This window comes from Ruegeria sp. AB6 (genome assembly GCF_056542685.1).
The window spans coordinates 585,936-600,103 of the sequence record NZ_JBQGAD010000001.1; the positions used below are offsets into that span (position 1 = coordinate 585,936).

Annotated in this window: 18 protein-coding genes; 9 read left to right on the forward strand and 9 right to left on the reverse strand. The window is 58.9% G+C overall.

The genetic code is table 11. The features are described from left to right. Positions 1 to 16 precede the first annotated feature (16 nt). From ACR0DB_RS02955 to ACR0DB_RS02970, 4 genes are all read left to right on the forward strand, one after another. A complete protein-coding gene (locus ACR0DB_RS02955) occupies positions 17 to 496 on the forward strand; it encodes a Fur family transcriptional regulator (protein ID WP_480502737.1) in 480 nt (159 codons plus the stop codon). Then, positions 493 to 1,236 (forward strand): metal ABC transporter ATP-binding protein, encoded by a 744-nt coding sequence (locus ACR0DB_RS02960; protein ID WP_480548777.1) that lies wholly within the window; start codon positions 493 to 495, stop codon positions 1,234 to 1,236. Before ACR0DB_RS02955 ends, ACR0DB_RS02960 begins: the two co-directional genes overlap by 4 nt. After that, positions 1,236 to 2,030: a metal ABC transporter permease gene (locus tag ACR0DB_RS02965; RefSeq protein ID WP_480548779.1), complete on the forward strand. Its 795-nt coding sequence runs from the start codon at positions 1,236 to 1,238 to the stop codon at positions 2,028 to 2,030. The genes ACR0DB_RS02960 and ACR0DB_RS02965 overlap by 1 nt, the downstream gene beginning before the upstream one ends. 74 nt (positions 2,031 to 2,104) lie before the next feature. Continuing rightward, complete coding sequence (locus ACR0DB_RS02970; protein ID WP_170770051.1) at positions 2,105 to 2,242, forward strand: entericidin A/B family lipoprotein; 138 nt, start codon at positions 2,105 to 2,107, stop codon at positions 2,240 to 2,242. Between the two features lie 1,078 nt (positions 2,243 to 3,320). Here the strand turns inward: ACR0DB_RS02970 and ACR0DB_RS02975 are convergent. Continuing rightward, a complete protein-coding gene (locus ACR0DB_RS02975) occupies positions 3,321 to 3,770 on the reverse strand; it encodes a hypothetical protein (RefSeq protein ID WP_237215606.1) in 450 nt (149 codons plus the stop codon). Between the two features lie 116 nt (positions 3,771 to 3,886). Then, positions 3,887 to 4,201, reverse strand: coding sequence for a hypothetical protein (locus tag ACR0DB_RS02980; RefSeq protein WP_480548781.1), 315 nt, complete (start codon positions 4,199 to 4,201; stop codon positions 3,887 to 3,889). 191 nt (positions 4,202 to 4,392) lie between these two features. On the opposite strand from ACR0DB_RS02980, the gene ACR0DB_RS02985 reads away from it, so the two are divergent. Beyond that, positions 4,393 to 5,340, forward strand: a complete 948-nt coding sequence (locus ACR0DB_RS02985) for an aldo/keto reductase (protein ID WP_480548783.1) — start codon at positions 4,393 to 4,395, stop codon at positions 5,338 to 5,340. A 34-nt stretch (positions 5,341 to 5,374) separates the two neighbouring features. Here the strand turns inward: ACR0DB_RS02985 and lepA are convergent, their stop codons facing one another. Next, complete coding sequence (gene lepA / locus ACR0DB_RS02990; RefSeq protein WP_480502740.1) at positions 5,375 to 7,174, reverse strand: translation elongation factor 4; 1,800 nt, start codon at positions 7,172 to 7,174, stop codon at positions 5,375 to 5,377. 110 nt (positions 7,175 to 7,284) lie between these two features. Further along, positions 7,285 to 7,884, reverse strand: a complete 600-nt coding sequence (locus ACR0DB_RS02995; protein ID WP_480548785.1) for an RNA ligase family protein — start codon at positions 7,882 to 7,884, stop codon at positions 7,285 to 7,287. A 166-nt stretch (positions 7,885 to 8,050) separates the two neighbouring features. On the opposite strand from ACR0DB_RS02995, the gene ACR0DB_RS03000 reads away from it, so the two are divergent. Further along, positions 8,051 to 8,359 (forward strand): hypothetical protein, encoded by a 309-nt coding sequence (locus tag ACR0DB_RS03000; RefSeq protein ID WP_480548787.1) that lies wholly within the window; start codon positions 8,051 to 8,053, stop codon positions 8,357 to 8,359. 66 nt (positions 8,360 to 8,425) lie between these two features. After that, entirely contained in the window at positions 8,426 to 9,367 is a 942-nt protein-coding gene (locus ACR0DB_RS03005) for a LysR family transcriptional regulator (protein WP_480548789.1), read from the forward strand. On the opposite strand, the gene ACR0DB_RS03010 is transcribed toward ACR0DB_RS03005, so the two are convergent. After that, positions 9,364 to 9,807 (reverse strand): low molecular weight protein-tyrosine-phosphatase, encoded by a 444-nt coding sequence (locus ACR0DB_RS03010; RefSeq protein ID WP_480549097.1) that lies wholly within the window; start codon positions 9,805 to 9,807, stop codon positions 9,364 to 9,366. The two genes, ACR0DB_RS03005 and ACR0DB_RS03010, sit on opposite strands and share 4 nt — an antisense overlap. A gap of 28 nt (positions 9,808 to 9,835) precedes the next feature. On the opposite strand from ACR0DB_RS03010, the gene ACR0DB_RS03015 reads away from it, so the two are divergent. Both ACR0DB_RS03015 and ACR0DB_RS03020 read left to right on the forward strand, forming a co-directional pair. Continuing rightward, entirely contained in the window at positions 9,836 to 10,531 is a 696-nt protein-coding gene (locus tag ACR0DB_RS03015) for an NAD-dependent deacylase (RefSeq protein ID WP_480548791.1), read from the forward strand. A gap of 61 nt (positions 10,532 to 10,592) precedes the next feature. After that, positions 10,593 to 11,201, forward strand: coding sequence for an HdeD family acid-resistance protein (locus tag ACR0DB_RS03020; RefSeq protein WP_480548793.1), 609 nt, complete (start codon positions 10,593 to 10,595; stop codon positions 11,199 to 11,201). Positions 11,202 to 11,277: 76 nt separating this feature from the next. Here the strand turns inward: ACR0DB_RS03020 and ACR0DB_RS03025 are convergent, their stop codons facing one another. The 4 genes from ACR0DB_RS03025 to meaB all read right to left on the reverse strand — a co-directional run bounded on the left by ACR0DB_RS03025 (position 11,278) and on the right by meaB (position 14,037). Beyond that, on the reverse strand, positions 11,278 to 11,751 hold the full coding sequence (locus tag ACR0DB_RS03025) for a copper chaperone PCu(A)C (protein WP_480548795.1): 474 nt from the start codon (positions 11,749 to 11,751) through the stop codon (positions 11,278 to 11,280). Positions 11,752 to 11,795: 44 nt separating this feature from the next. Continuing rightward, entirely contained in the window at positions 11,796 to 12,113 is a 318-nt protein-coding gene (locus ACR0DB_RS03030) for a hypothetical protein (RefSeq protein ID WP_480548797.1), read from the reverse strand. A gap of 432 nt (positions 12,114 to 12,545) precedes the next feature. Next, positions 12,546 to 12,833 carry a 50S ribosomal protein L28 gene (rpmB, locus tag ACR0DB_RS03035; protein WP_170326827.1) on the reverse strand — a complete coding sequence of 96 codons (288 nt, stop codon included), beginning with the start codon at positions 12,831 to 12,833 and terminating at the stop codon, positions 12,546 to 12,548. A 232-nt stretch (positions 12,834 to 13,065) separates the two neighbouring features. Continuing rightward, entirely contained in the window at positions 13,066 to 14,037 is a 972-nt protein-coding gene (gene meaB, locus ACR0DB_RS03040) for a methylmalonyl Co-A mutase-associated GTPase MeaB (protein ID WP_170770043.1), read from the reverse strand. Positions 14,038 to 14,168 lie beyond the last annotated feature (131 nt).

Genomic DNA, 14,168 nt, shown 5'->3' on the forward strand with positions numbered 1-14,168 from the left:
TAATTCGGAGCACCGGATGAGCACCGTCGGTTTCAGACAGCACGATCACGCCCATTGCGTACATACCGCCCTCGCCCAAGCTGAGGCGAAATGCAAAGCAAAACGTTTGCAATTTACGCCAGTTCGACGGCGGGTTCTTGAGATTTTGCTGGAAAAACACAAGGCTATGGGTGCTTATGACATCCTGGCCGTGCTGGCTGCGGAAGGCATGGGGTCACAACCCCCCGTGGCCTATCGGGCACTGGATTTTCTGGTGCAACACGGCTTTGTCCACCGCATTGAGCAGCTCAATGCCTATGCCGCATGCGCGCACCCCACCCATGATCACGTACCAGCCTTTCTTATTTGCCGATCTTGCAAAGCGGTCGCCGAAACCGAAACCGAACTGACGCAGGGCCGTCTGGGCGTTGCCGCAAACACATCCGGCTTTCAAATCGAACGCGTCGTGGTCGAGGCTGAGGGCCTGTGCCCGGAATGTATTGGAACACAGGCGTGACGACCCCACTGATCACTCTCAAGGACCTGACGATCCGGGTGGATGGGCGCACAATTCTGGAAAACGTCAACGCATCGGTGTCCGAGGCTGAGATCGTGACGATTGTCGGTCCTAACGGATCGGGCAAGTCAACCTTGTTGCGCGCCATGATCGGTGCGATCCCGCCAGCAGAAGGAACAGTCCACCGTGCGCCAAACCTGAGCATTGGATATGTCCCTCAGAAATTGGCGTTGGATGCGGCCCTGCCGATGACCGTTCAGCGTTTCCTCGGCCTACCCCGACGGGTCTCGGCACAAGAGGCTGTTCAGGCCCTTGAATTGGCTGGTGTTCCGGATCTCAGAAACCGGCAAATGACCAAACTGTCCGGCGGGCAGTTCCAGCGTGTCCTTCTGGCCCGCGCCCTTTTGGAGAAACCCCAAGTGCTTCTGCTGGATGAGGCCACGCAAGGGTTGGATCAACCGGGCGCCGCGGCCTTTTACCAAAGGATCGAGCAGGTGCGCCGCGATATCGGCTGCGCAGTCGTCATGGTCAGTCACGATCTGCACGTGGTCATGGCGGCCTCGGACCGGGTTCTGTGCCTAAACGGACATATCTGCTGTGAAGGGTCGCCGCGAACGGTTGCTGATGCGCCTGAATACCGTGCGCTGTTCGGCAGTGGCACTAAGGGGACCATGGCGCTCTACCAGCATCAGCACAGTCATTCGCATGACCATGATCACTCGCATGATGAGGCACATTGATGCTGGATGACTTCATGGTGCGCGCAGCGCTGGCTGGTGTTGGCGTGGCGATTGCCGCGGCCCCTTTGGGTTGTTTCGTCGTTTGGCGCCGAATGGCTTATATGGGAGAAGCCACGGCCCATGCCTCGGTCCTTGGGGTCGCGCTGTCGCTTGCTTTCTCGCTTCCGCTTCTTCCCGCGATCCTGGCCTCGGCCCTTACCATGGGTTTGGCCGTAACGTTGTTGCGCGGCAAAGGTTTTGCCATGGACACTTTGCTGGGCGTCATCGCACATACCGCGCTGGCGGCAGGTCTGGTGACGGTGGCGCTGTTGTCAGATGTACGTCTTGACCTGAACGCTTTTCTGTTTGGCGACATTCTGGCCGTGACCAAAGGGGACCTTGCCACCATCTGGATCGGAGGAGCGCTGATCCTGACAGTGATGACACTCCGGTGGTCTGCTTTGCTGGTCGCCACGCTGAACCCCGATCTGGCCTATGCATCAGGCTTCGACCCCAAACGCGAGGAGCTTTGGCTGACCCTCGCCATGGCGCTGGCCGTTGCAGTCGCAATCAAAGTGGTTGGCATCCTGCTGATCGCCGCACTGTTGGTCATTCCGGCAGCCGGGGCGCGGTCGCTGGTCAAAACCCCGGAAAGCATGGCTGTTTTCGCCGCCGTGATCGGGTCCCTCGCCGCTTTGGGTGGGCTCGGCGGTGCCTATCTGGCCGACACACCGGCGGGTCCCAGCATCGTCTGTGCCGCCGCTATAATCTTCCTGCTGACCGCGCTTTTTGGCCCTTTCATCCGCAAGGACTGATTCCGCTGCAAAACGCTGGTTTCGCTTTTGAAAAACTGCTAGGCACGGCGTAGCAAACACCTATGGAGACACAGATGATCCGCACCGCTCTGATTGGACTGACCCTGCTGGCCCTGACCGCCTGCGAAACTGCAAAAGGCGTTGGTCGGGATATCGAGAAAGCCGGGGACGCAATTACCAACACGGCAAGCGACGTTCAGGAAAACATCTGATCCCCTCCATTTTGGGGCAAGAACTTTGCCGCCCTCAATATATTGTTGAATGATCCAGCATATCGTGGCTATAATAGAGCCACAGGTGCATAGACGCGGCATTGCATATCTGACACGACGTTGGGGTTCTTGTGGTCACACAAGAACCCCTTCTCGCATTTGGCGAAAGGTAAGTGGCAGCCTGATTGCCCAATAGCCCGGGAAAAGGAAAAGGCGTCAGGTGCGCAGACGCGGTCTTTGCATGTGCCCTTGCGGAACACTCCTGACGCCTTGCCGGTTCGGCACACCCGAGGGACGCACCGTTCCAGTTGTCTCGGCCCCCGCAGGAACCGCGACCACCGTGCCACGCTCGTGAAAGCGCGTCACAGCCCGCATTAACCATCTGATAAGGTTTCGAAACGATCCGGCCATGATGCCCGGACCACCTTGAAACCAGCCGGTAACCCGCTGCGATCACAGAAAAACCCGAAAGTTCCCCATCATCCGCGTAGCCCCTTTGGCCTTTGCGTCCCGCCGTGACCCCTAAAGGCCTTGGCGATAACGAAACTGTTACATCCGATCCGCAGTCCGGCAAGAAAATAGCACCGCAGCATGAAAATTAGCCGTGGATAAAGTGTTGATATCCGCAGGGATGAATTTGTGGACAAGTCTGGAAACCCAGCCGCGAGGGGCTGTTGAGTACGGAAAACTCCCGTCTGTGAAAAATGGCCTCCTTCGCACCCGTTTCTGCACCCGCAAATGGGTTTCCTGAAGGTGCAGAGGCAGAATCATGTTGCCAATCCGAATCAAACCGCGCAATTCGACCTGAAAAACCAGAGAGCTCGGGCGACAGCATCGAACCACTGCAACACCGCGCTGAAGGTCGCGGGCCCAATCCCCTGCCGCCAAGAGACGCCGCGTATCTGGCGGAAAGGACCAAAAGCCTGTTGCATGTGGGGCGCGCCGCCGCCCGAACCGCCTCCTCCCTGCGGAGACGGGTAGTCCTGAGAAGCGCCCTGACCCGGCCGGAATTACCTACTACGCCGCGGCATACCTTAGCAGCCGGTACCCCCTACAGCCCGTCCGAGCCAGGGTCGCTTCAGTTCACCTGCCGTTCCAGAACGGTGCTGTAGGTCGTTCCACGACGCAGGCTACGGAAATCCGCATAAATTTTGCCGTCCTCATACCGGGCATCAATCAGCGCATTCACACCGATCTCGGGATTGGCCGAGCTTTCGACGATGCTGATCCGGGTCGGGTCATCCAGACTGATTGTGCCAGTCGCGTCCATCACCCGCCAGGTCTGAGCCGCATTCGGACGCCACTTACTGGGCCCCCAAAACACATTGTCCTGCTGCTTTTGGATATCCAGAACCCACTCGGCGTTGTTGAACCGAGGCGCGTCCCCGGTCGAGGTCCGGTTCGGCCCGACGGCGGTATAGCTGCCCGTCCACGTCCCGCGCAGGTCAGGCGTATCGGCTGCGGCTGCGGTGGCAAGGCTGAGGCTCGTGGCCAAAGCGGCTGCTCCGGCAGTCATAAATCTGGTCATGGTCTCTCCTCCGTTTGTGTCCGGGCCGATGCTGGCCTGCTCAACAGATTGGGAGGAGGTGGACGCGTTACAACATTTGTGAAGGAAGCTTCATGAAGGGTTCAGATTGCGGTTAATCAGGCCCACGCCAAGGCGGTTCCGGCGACAACTAAGGCAATCCCGATCCCTTCCCGCATCGAGAAGTTTTCGCCGAACAAGAAGAACGAGGCGATGGCGATCAGCACAACCTCGGCCCCCAGAATGCCGGTATAGATGATACCCAACCGCTCCTCGCGTAGCGCGGCAAGCTCCAGCGTAGCGGCGGCCAGCAGGGTTGCCACGATCAACAGGCTAAGGCCGAGACCGGGGATTTTCCACCAGAACTTCATCGCAATCATGGCGATGGAATAGAGACCTGCCGATCCGAGCGCGATGATGGGGACAATGGACATAGGGGCCTCCTGCCGAAGTTGCCGCTAGGTCAACACTAACAAGTTTTAAAAAGTTGGGCTGTGAGCTGGATCACAGATTCGGATATCCTGTTTGGATTTCAAGTGATTTTACTCAGCCCTCAAGCTTGAAGTGCATAACGGTCCCGCAGAATATTTATATATTCTGATTCGAAATTTCAGGGAGGGGAGCAATGACGACGTTTCACGAAATCGGTCTAACCGGGGTACGAATTCCTCGAATTGGTTTTGGGTCAACAGGGATAGGTAGCATTCCGCAAATCTATGGTTACGAAGTTGATGAGAATAGGGCGCGAGAAACCTTGCGCACAATACTTACCCGCCCCGACGGGTTTATCGATACCGCCCGCGGCTATGCTATGGGCCGAAGTGAAGACCGCATTGGGAGCGTAATTCGTGAACTCGGTGGTTTGCCAGAAGGCTGTGTATTGTCCACGAAAATCGACCGCGACATGGAGACGAGCGTGTTCGACGCTACCCAAGCTAGGCGGTCGCTAGAGCAAAGCCTGATGGCACTCGGCGTAGACAGCGTCGACATCCTTCACCTCCACGACCCGGAATACGCTGGTAATATGTCAGAGATCACGCGCAGCGGAGGTACGCTGGACGAATTGTTCAAAATCAAAGAGGAAGGCCTTGCAACTGCCGTTGGTTTGGCCGGCGGACGGCTGGACGTCCTGTCGCCTATGTTGCGCGACAGGGACTTCGATGTTGTGATGACGCATAACCGGCACACACTTGTAAACGTGAATGCTTCGCCCCTAATCGAACAAGCCGTTTCCAAGGGTGTCACCGTCTTAAATGCAGCACCCTACGCGGGAGGAATTCTGGCAAGAGGTAGCGCGGTTCACCACTTTTACGTTTACCGGCCAGCAACAGAAGAAATGCTCGCGCCTGTGCGCGCGGTCGAAGATATCTGTGCCCGATACGACATTCCAATGGGCGCGCTGGCGCTGCAATTCTCGCTTCGAGATGCAAACATTGCTTCAACAGTTTGCGGGGTGACGTGGCCCCAGCATGTAAACCAAACGCTTGAGTGGGCCGATTGGGACATACCTGAGGCGGTCTGGACTGAACTCACCGACCTCGGACAATCGGACGCCGATCCAGAATCCGCGTAAACTTAGACAAACCAAGAGGAAGAAATGGACAGCCTTAGCTGTCCATTTTGAGCGCTGAAATAAACGCCTCCTGCGGGATATCCACCTTCCCGAACTGGCGCATCTTCTTTTTCCCCGCCTTCTGCTTATCCAGCAGTTTGCGTTTCCGGGTGGCGTCGCCTCCGTAACACTTGGCGGTCACGTCCTTGCGCAGGGCCGAGAGGGTCTCGCGGGCGATGACCTTGCCTCCGATGGCGGCTTGGATCGGGATTTTGAACATATGGCGCGGGATCAGGTCTTTGAGCTTTTCACACATCGCCCGGCCCCGCATCTCGGCCCGGTCGCGGTGGACCATGGTCGAGAGCGCATCGACGGGTTCGTCATTCACCAGCACCGACATCTTGACCAGATTGTCCTCTGTATAGCCGGTCATCTGGTAGTCGAAGGACGCATAGCCCTTGGTTACCGATTTCAGACGGTCGTAGAAGTCAAAGACGACCTCGTTCAGGGGCAGGTCATAGACGACCATCGCGCGGCTACCCGCATAGGTCAGATCCAGCTGGATGCCACGGCGGTCCTGACACAGTTTCAGCACGTCGCCGAGGTATTCGTCGGGCACCAGAATGGTCGCCTTGATGCGCGGTTCCTCGATATGGTCGACCTTGGAGGGGTCGGGCATGTCGGCAGGGTTGTGCAGCTCGATCATCTCGCCGTCTTTCATGTAGACGTGATAGATCACCGACGGCGCGGTGGTGATGAGCTCGATATCGTATTCACGTTCGATCCGGTCGCGAATGACCTCAAGGTGCAACAGCCCAAGGAAGCCGCAGCGGAAGCCAAAACCAAGTGCCGCCGAGGTTTCCATTTCGAACGAGAACGAAGCGTCGTTCAGCGCCAGCTTATCGATCGCGTCCCGCAGGTCTTCGAATTCGGAACTGTCGACGGGAAAGAGGCCACAGAACACCACCGGCTGCGCGGGCTTGAAGCCGTCCAGCGCGTCCTCAGTCCCGTTGCGGTCATTGGTGATGGTATCCCCGACGCGGGTGTCGCGGACCTGTTTGATTGAAGCGGTCAGAAAGCCAATCTCACCGGGGCCTAGGCTGTCGACCATCTCCATCTCGGGGCGGAAGACTCCGACGCGGTCCACATGATGGAGGGTCCCGTTCGACATGAACTTGACCCGCATCCCCTTTTTCAGCGTGCCGTCCATGATGCGGACCAGGACGATCACGCCCAGATAGGCGTCGTACCACGAATCCACCAACATCGCCTTGAGCGGCGCGTCCAGATTGCCCTGCGGTGCTGGCAGTTGCTGAACAATGGCTTCCAGCGTTTCGTGGATGCCCTGCCCCGTCTTAGCCGAGACCTGAATGGCGTCGGTCGCGTCGATGCCGATCACATCCTCGATCTGTTCGGCCACGCGGTCGCAGTCAGATGCGGGCAGGTCGATCTTGTTCAGCACCGGCACGATCTCATGATCGGCGTCGATGGCCTGATACACGTTGGCCAGCGTCTGCGCTTCGACCCCTTGGGTCGAGTCGACGACCAGCAGCGAGCCCTCGACCGCGCGCATGGACCGTGAGACCTCATAGGCAAAGTCCACGTGACCGGGGGTGTCGATCAGGTTCAGCACATATGCCTCGCCATCATCAGCCGTATAGTCGATGCGAACCGTGTTGGCCTTGATGGTGATGCCGCGTTCCCGCTCGATATCCATGCTGTCGAGCAGCTGTTCCTTCATGTCGCGATCCTTGACCGTTCCGGTCTCTTGGATGAGCCGGTCAGCAAGGGTGGATTTGCCATGGTCGATATGCGCGACGATGGAGAAATTGCGGATATGAGCGAGGTCTGTCATAGCGACGGGATATGGTTCGAAAACGGGCGCTGGTCAAGGTGGGACAGCCCCCGTCGAACGCCTTTGTTTGCCGGGCTTACAGCTTGTCAGGCTAGCTCGTTTTTGACCAGTTAGGCATTCATCCAATGCGTGTTACTTTGCACATGATCTTCGCGCACGTATTTGCCTAGGTGGGTTGGCATATCCTGCTCCGGGAAGGCGGCCGTGCTTCGAACTACGAAACCCTCTTGTCTATCGAGATCAAGATCGGAAAGAACCGTACTGACAACCTGATCCGAAAACGGACCGCGATACAATTCCGGTACGGGAGCGATCCCAAGTTCGGCAAAGCGCAAGAGAGTCGCGTCCCAGGCCTGAACCTCCTCCTGCTTAATCCACGCAAAACCCAGAAAATAGGATGGCAACGCGCGGTACGCGATAGAGTGGCGCGCAAAGAGATACTCGCCAACTATGCGCTCATCCCCGGCCAGTTGAGGCGAGATGCCAGCCGCAAAGGCTTTCATCCAATCGCGCGACGGATGGTATCGGGCATCAAGGCTGCGCGGATGGCAGCCCTGACTGTGGATTGTCGTATTCTCCCCGGCCATTTTCTCGGTGAAGACAACCTCATTTGCGGCGCCCAGCCAGTCGACACTGCGCATGATTTTGTCATCGCCGGTGGCTCCGGTGGATTGCGGCAGGTGGAATGTACGGCCGTATTTCTTAAGCATTGTGTTCTCAAATCCGATGGCTTGCCTTAGCAAATGCGACTTCGTTCCCCTGCGCAATCACAATTTTGAAACGCCCGATTGATCCCGAATCCAGTTTGATTCATACTCCACCAAAGGCCGAGAGGGGCGCAAGATCTCTCCGGGCAGGCAAAAACGAGGCTCGAGCATGAAAAAGTTCCTCCTGATCGCATTCTGTGCTGCGTCCGTGGCGACCACTCCGCTGGCTGTTGAGGCTGCTCAGATCAAACAGGCATGTCTGGCATCCGACCGTTCGGCAGCGACACGCGACCGATGCAGTTGCATTCAGCGCGTGGCCGATCAGGCGCTGACGCGCAGCGACCAAAAGACCGTCTCGAAATGGTTCGCTGATCCTCATAAGGCGCAGGAGTTGAAGATGTCGCGCAGCGCGCGCGATGATGCGCTGTGGGACCGGTATCAGAATTTCGGCCAGATGGCGCAGGCGATCTGTAGCTAAACACCTCAGCATCCTTGACCTGACCCGTCCTGCGCCCCAGAAAAGGCGCAGCGAAAGGGATGTGCGATGGTGATGAAAGGGCTGACTCTGCGAGGCCTTGAAGTGTTCGAGGCCTTGGCGCGCACCGGGTCGGTTGCACAGGCGGCCGAGATCACCGGGCTCAGCCAGCCGTCAGTAAGTCAGCAATTGCGCAATCTGGAAAACGCGTTGGGCACCGAACTGGTCGACCACGGACGCCGACCAATGCGGCTGACGCAGGCCGGGCGCAGCTTTCTGGCCCGCGCCGAGACCGTTCTTGCCGAACTGCAAATGGCTCAGAGCGAGTTGACCGTGATGGATCTGGGCCATCTGACCACCCTGTCCATCGGGCTGATCGACGATTTCGACAATGACCTGACACCCCGGCTGGCGACATTGCTGGCCGACAGCCTGACTCGCTCGAAATTCAAGTTGATCACCCTGCCAAGCCTTGATCTGTTTGCCGAACTCGAGGCACAGCGCCTGCACCTGGCCGTCTCGGCCCATTCCGGTGAAGTTCTTGAGGGCGTGGCCGAATACCCGCTGGTGCAGGATCCGTTCATTCTGGTCACTCCCAAAGGAGCGCAGGATGCGGTGCAGACGCATCCGTTTCTGCGCTACGCCCGTGAACAGCTTATTAGCCGCCAGATCGAGGCACATCTGGCCCGCCAGAAGCTAGAGTTCGAGGAACGGTTCGAGATCGGCTCGCATCTTGCGCTGATGGCAATGGTCGCGCGTGGCCTCGGCTGGGCCATCACCACGCCCTTGGGGTTCATGCGCGCCGCCCGGTTCCATGAAGGGCTTGAGGCGCACCCAGCCCCGTTTGGGGATTTCTCCCGGATGATTTCCCTGTTCACCCGTACTGACTGGTCCGATCAGGTCCCGCAAGAGGTGGCCGATATGATGCGCCGCCTGATGCGCAGCCAGATCGTGGACCCGGCGCTATCGCAACTGCCATGGCTGGAGAGCCGGCTAAAGGTGATGGGCTAAGCGCGCAGATGCGTCTCAAGGCCTACGACGGCCGCTTCGATCAGGTCCAGCGCTCCGTCGAAATCGCGGGTATAGTAAGGATCGGGCACATGGTCCGCACCAGATTGCGGTGCAAAATCGATCAGCAAACGAACCGGGGTGTCGTTGCCCGCAGGCCGCAGATCCTCGATATTCGCTATGTTGTCGGCATCCATCCCGATGATCAGATCGAACCGGTGGAAATCCTCGGCCACGAATTGCCGCGCCCGTAGATCGTCCAGCTTAATCCCGCGCGCCCGCGCCGCTTTTTGCATCGGCCCATAAGGCGGATCACCGATATGCCAGCCCGAGGTCCCGGCACTGTCGGTGACAAAATGGGGCGCACGGGTACGAAAAGCACCTTCGGCGGCAGGAGAACGGCAGATATTGCCCAGACAGACAAACAGGATACGGTGGCTCATGAGGCAAGGTGTAGCGCGTGAGGCAAAGATGGGAAAGATCGTCATTCTGACAGGTGCCGGGATTTCCGCCGAAAGCGGTTTGGGCACATTTCGCGACGAAGGCGGTCTGTGGTCCCAGCACCGGATCGAAGACGTCGCCACGCCCGAGGGCTTTGCACGCGATCCAGCGTTGGTTCACGGCTTTTACAACGCCCGCCGTATTCAGGCTGCCAAAGCGCAGCCCAACGCCGCCCATCTGGCGCTCGCCCGCCTGCTACGCGACTTTCCGTCGGAGGTTGTGATCGTCACCCAGAATGTTGACAACCTGCACGAGGCTGGCGGGGCCGAAAACGTCCTGCACATGCACGGCACGCTTGCAGGAGCACTCTGTGCCACTTGCGATCATCGCTGGACTGCCCCACCCGAGATGTCCGTGGGCGAGGTTTGCCCCGCTTGCGCTGCGCCGTCCGCCCGGCCCGACGTAGTCTGGTTTGGCGAGATGCCGTATCACATGGACCTAATTTACGATCACTTGGCAGGGGCGACCGTTTTTGCATCAATCGGCACGTCGGGCCAGGTCTACCCGGCAGCTGCATTCGTACACGAAGCTGCCTTGGCCGGAGCGCGAACGGTTGAACTAAACCTTGATCCCTCGGATGGCGCCTCGCGGTATGATGAAGTCATTCTGGGCCCAGCCACTCAGATCGTGCCGCAGTGGGTCGACGGATTGCTGACCCAATCCTAACCTGCGGTTGAAAAACGATTTATTTTGGGGCTGAATAACCCTGCCAATACCGGAGGCCCCAATGACCGACCCGAACAACCCGCAGCCAGAGATCCTTGAGGCACACAGCATGGACAGCCGCGATGCGCTGGGCGATCAACTGGCCAATCTGTGGTGGACCTTCCTGCTGCGCGGCCTTCTGGCAGGCGCGCTGGGAATTGCAGCGCTGTTCTGGCCCACGGGTAGTATCGCACTGCTGCTGCGGCTGGTGGGGGTGTTGCTGGTACTGGATGGCGGCCTCACCCTGCTGGGATTCGGGCGGCGCGGCCTGATCGGCGGTGTCGGCGTCGGCGCGCTGCTGATCGGTCTGGTACTACTGATCTGGCCCGAAGGCGTCGCGCGCTTGACCTTTTTCCTGCTAGGCGCATGGGCGCTGATCGTGGGGATCGGCGCGCTGATGGCGTGGCGACAAATGCCCGAACACAACCCAGATGCGGGGACTGTTCGCAATTCGGGGATCGTTGCCCTAATCATCGGGCTGGTCCTGTTGTTTTGGCCCGGTAGTGGTATGGTCGCGCTTGGCTGGGCGATCGCCTTCTCGGCCCTGGCCTTCTCTGCCGTCATGTTCTTTCTGGCAGCCCGCTTCAAACGCGCCCATGACCGGGTCGCCCCGCGTGTCGTTAACCGCTGAGGCGTAAACAGGCCGGGTTTTACCCGGCCTGACGCATGGATGACGGCCGCATCGCGGCCCGAAGACAGGCGTAGGCCTAGTTAGAATGCGACCCGTGGCCGCCCGTATCGTGACGTTCCAAATCGACGGGAACCTCGATAACGACCTCACCGGCTTTTTCGAAGATCAGCGTCACAGGAACCGTCTCACCTTGTTCGAACGGAGCGGCAAGTCCCATGAACATCACGTGATCACCGCCGCGTTTCAGCATATGCGACTCGCCCGCCGGGATCACAAAGCCTTCCTCAACATGGATCATCTTTGCGACGCCATTCGCGTCGATTTGATGCGTGTGCAACTCGACCCGTGCCGCCGCGTCGGATTGCACACCGATCAGCCGGTCCTCGGCATCGCCACTGTTTTGGATCACCATAAAGGCCGCCCCGGCCTTGGCTGCTTTACCGGCCGAACGCGCATAGGCATCCTCGACCGTGATAGTGTCCTGCGCCATAGCGGCAGAAGCAAAGGTAACAGCGGCCAGCACCGCCATGAATTTGGATGAAAAGGGCATTGCGCCTCTCCTGACTTGAGAATTTGAACGAACTGATTTTGCGATCAAATCCGGGCCGGAGGCGCGCGCGCCGGATGATGTGGACGGGGTGCCGCGATCAGATTTCCGCGCGTGCGTGCCGGCACGGCAACCTTGGGGCGCGGCGCAGGCGGAACGTCCACATGCGGCGCGTCAATCGCCCCCAGCAATGTCAGCGCATAGTCCGGACAATAGTGCGGCGGTTGCGTCGGTTGCCCTTCGGCATCCATATAGACCACCACCGGCCCCGTACCCGTACACAGCACCATCTGCCCAACAGCGGCATCCACCCCGCGCGAGGCCGCAACGCTCTGACCGGTCAGGACAACCAGCAGCGTTAGCATGCAAGGCAAGAGATATTTCAGAACGGGTCTCACTCTGACCCACGGTATAAGCCCGAGGGAAAGCGGGCTTCAAGCACAATCGGCAGCGCTAGAAGCCCTTGGTTTGAAATGAACCGTCAGCGGTCCAATTCCGGTCGTTTTACGGACCCTTTGGTCAAGCTCGTATGCAGCCGGTTCACCTGACGTTGCATCCGAAAACCTGTCCCAAAGGTATTGCCGAAAAAACCGGTCAACAGGGCAAGAAAATCGTAAGATTTGAAAGACATGAGAGTGAACTCCGCCAGATGAATATGACTAAACTTAACCCCACGTCAGCCAACTGTATGTGAACATTGTCACGCTGGAAGTGCTTTTCTCGTAATGCCCTGACTACAAACGAAAAGACCCCACACCGGACAGGTGCAGGGCCAAAATTCGCAGATCGGAAAAAGCCTAGGCGGAGGCCTGTGCCTTAGCGATTTCTTTTTTCACTTTCAGCGCGTTGGCCGACAGCTCTTCGTCCTTAGCTTTGGCCAGGAACGCGTCCAGACCACCGCGGTGGTCGACCGAGCGCAGCGCAGCCGCCGAGATGCGCAGCTTCACGCCACGGCCCAGAGCTTCGGACTGCAAGGTGACGTCGTTCAGGTTGGGCAGGAAACGACGACGAGTTCTGTTTTTGGCGTGGCTGACATTGTTGCCAGTCATCGGGCCTTTTCCGGTCAGTTCGCAACGGCGCGACATGGTTTCTTCCTTTGTTTCTGGAGGCCAGGCAAAACGCCCTCAGCCAAATCACAAGGGGCACAACCCGAAGTCGCGCCCGAAAACTGGTTGGATGCGTTTAGTGGGAATCGCCGAGAGGGTCAAGACGGATCAACGGAATTCTTTGACTTTGCTGCATGACGCCGGGGCGCACCCGTCACATCATGGTTTTGCCAAGAAAATTCGCAAAAAGAACACCCCTCTGACCAGCCCCCTAAGCCAGATGAGACAGCATCTGTTGCGCAGCAGCAGCCGGGCTGAGCAACCCTTGCGCGACTTTGGCATTCAACGATGCCATTTCAGCTTTGGCCTCGGACGTTTCCAGCCTGGCCAGCAGGGCATGGCGCACCTCCTGATCGAACCAGAAACAGGCTTGATCGGACCGGTTCACTGCCCATTGACCTGTTTCACGGCGCCATTGGCTAAGCGCCTGCATCTCGACCCAAGCCTGTTCCAACCCGTGTTCTTCCACGGCTGAAACCGTCATTGCCTTGGGAAAGCCCTCAGGGTCCTGCGGGCGCTTGCGCAACAGCCGCAATGCTCCCGCATAATCTGCGCAGGTACGGGTCGCGGTAGCCTTGAGGTCCCCATCCGCCTTGTTGACCAGAATCACATCCGCCATTTCCATGATGCCACGCTTGACCCCCTGCAATTCGTCCCCGCCCGCCGGTGCGAGCAAGAGCAGGAACAAGTCCGACATCTCGGACACCACGGTTTCGGATTGCCCCACGCCAACGGTCTCAATCAGAACCACGTCGAACCCTGCGGCCTCGCACAGGGCGATGGCCTCGCGGGTGCGACGGGCCACACCACCCAGATGGCTTTGGCTTGGGGACGGGCGGATAAAGGCGGCGCGTTCGCGGCTCAGACGCTCCATCCGGGTCTTATCGCCCAGAATGGACCCGCCGGACCGGGCCGAGCTGGGATCGACCGCAAGAACAGCAACGCGCAGCCCCTGCCCGATCAACATCATGCCGAAGCTTTCGATAAATGTGGATTTGCCAACGCCCGGCGTGCCCGACAGCCCGATACGCAGCGCCTGCCGCCCGGAATTGGCCAGACGCGCCAATAGTTCACCCGCCTGCGCCCGGTGGTCAGCACGGCCGCTTTCGACCAAAGTGATCGCGCGTGCCAGCGCACGCCGGTCTCCGTCCAAAATTCTGTCACTCAGGTTGTCTATGTCCATTTTCGTCCCAACCTCCTGCGGCTCCACTACTTGCCGTCGCCACAGCCGATTTGTCCAGACCGGACTGTGCGAAGAACCCGCTGGATGCCAACACGCTGCGCTGTTTTTGTGACCCTGGCGATTGGTTTTTG

Coding starts and splice junctions, on each gene's coding strand:
- ACR0DB_RS03015 (WP_480548791.1), top strand. CDS start 9,836: ATGGGAAAGATCGTCATTCTGACAGGTGCCGGGATTTCCGCCGAAAGC.
- ACR0DB_RS02970 (WP_170770051.1), top strand. CDS start 2,105: ATGATCCGCACCGCTCTGATTGGACTGACCCTGCTGGCCCTGACCGCC.
- ACR0DB_RS02965 (WP_480548779.1), top strand. CDS start 1,236: ATGCTGGATGACTTCATGGTGCGCGCAGCGCTGGCTGGTGTTGGCGTG.
- ACR0DB_RS02985 (WP_480548783.1), top strand. CDS start 4,393: ATGACGACGTTTCACGAAATCGGTCTAACCGGGGTACGAATTCCTCGA.
- ACR0DB_RS03005 (WP_480548789.1), top strand. CDS start 8,426: ATGGTGATGAAAGGGCTGACTCTGCGAGGCCTTGAAGTGTTCGAGGCC.
- ACR0DB_RS03000 (WP_480548787.1), top strand. CDS start 8,051: ATGAAAAAGTTCCTCCTGATCGCATTCTGTGCTGCGTCCGTGGCGACC.
- rpmB (WP_170326827.1), bottom strand. CDS start 12,833: ATGTCGCGCCGTTGCGAACTGACCGGAAAAGGCCCGATGACTGGCAAC.
- ACR0DB_RS03025 (WP_480548795.1), bottom strand. CDS start 11,751: ATGCCCTTTTCATCCAAATTCATGGCGGTGCTGGCCGCTGTTACCTTT.
- ACR0DB_RS02955 (WP_480502737.1), top strand. CDS start 17: ATGAGCACCGTCGGTTTCAGACAGCACGATCACGCCCATTGCGTACAT.
- ACR0DB_RS02995 (WP_480548785.1), bottom strand. CDS start 7,884: ATGCTTAAGAAATACGGCCGTACATTCCACCTGCCGCAATCCACCGGA.
- ACR0DB_RS03030 (WP_480548797.1), bottom strand. CDS start 12,113: ATGCTAACGCTGCTGGTTGTCCTGACCGGTCAGAGCGTTGCGGCCTCG.
- ACR0DB_RS02980 (WP_480548781.1), bottom strand. CDS start 4,201: ATGTCCATTGTCCCCATCATCGCGCTCGGATCGGCAGGTCTCTATTCC.
- ACR0DB_RS02975 (WP_237215606.1), bottom strand. CDS start 3,770: ATGACCAGATTTATGACTGCCGGAGCAGCCGCTTTGGCCACGAGCCTC.
- meaB (WP_170770043.1), bottom strand. CDS start 14,037: ATGGACATAGACAACCTGAGTGACAGAATTTTGGACGGAGACCGGCGT.
- ACR0DB_RS03020 (WP_480548793.1), top strand. CDS start 10,593: ATGACCGACCCGAACAACCCGCAGCCAGAGATCCTTGAGGCACACAGC.
- lepA (WP_480502740.1), bottom strand. CDS start 7,174: ATGACAGACCTCGCTCATATCCGCAATTTCTCCATCGTCGCGCATATC.
- ACR0DB_RS03010 (WP_480549097.1), bottom strand. CDS start 9,807: ATGAGCCACCGTATCCTGTTTGTCTGTCTGGGCAATATCTGCCGTTCT.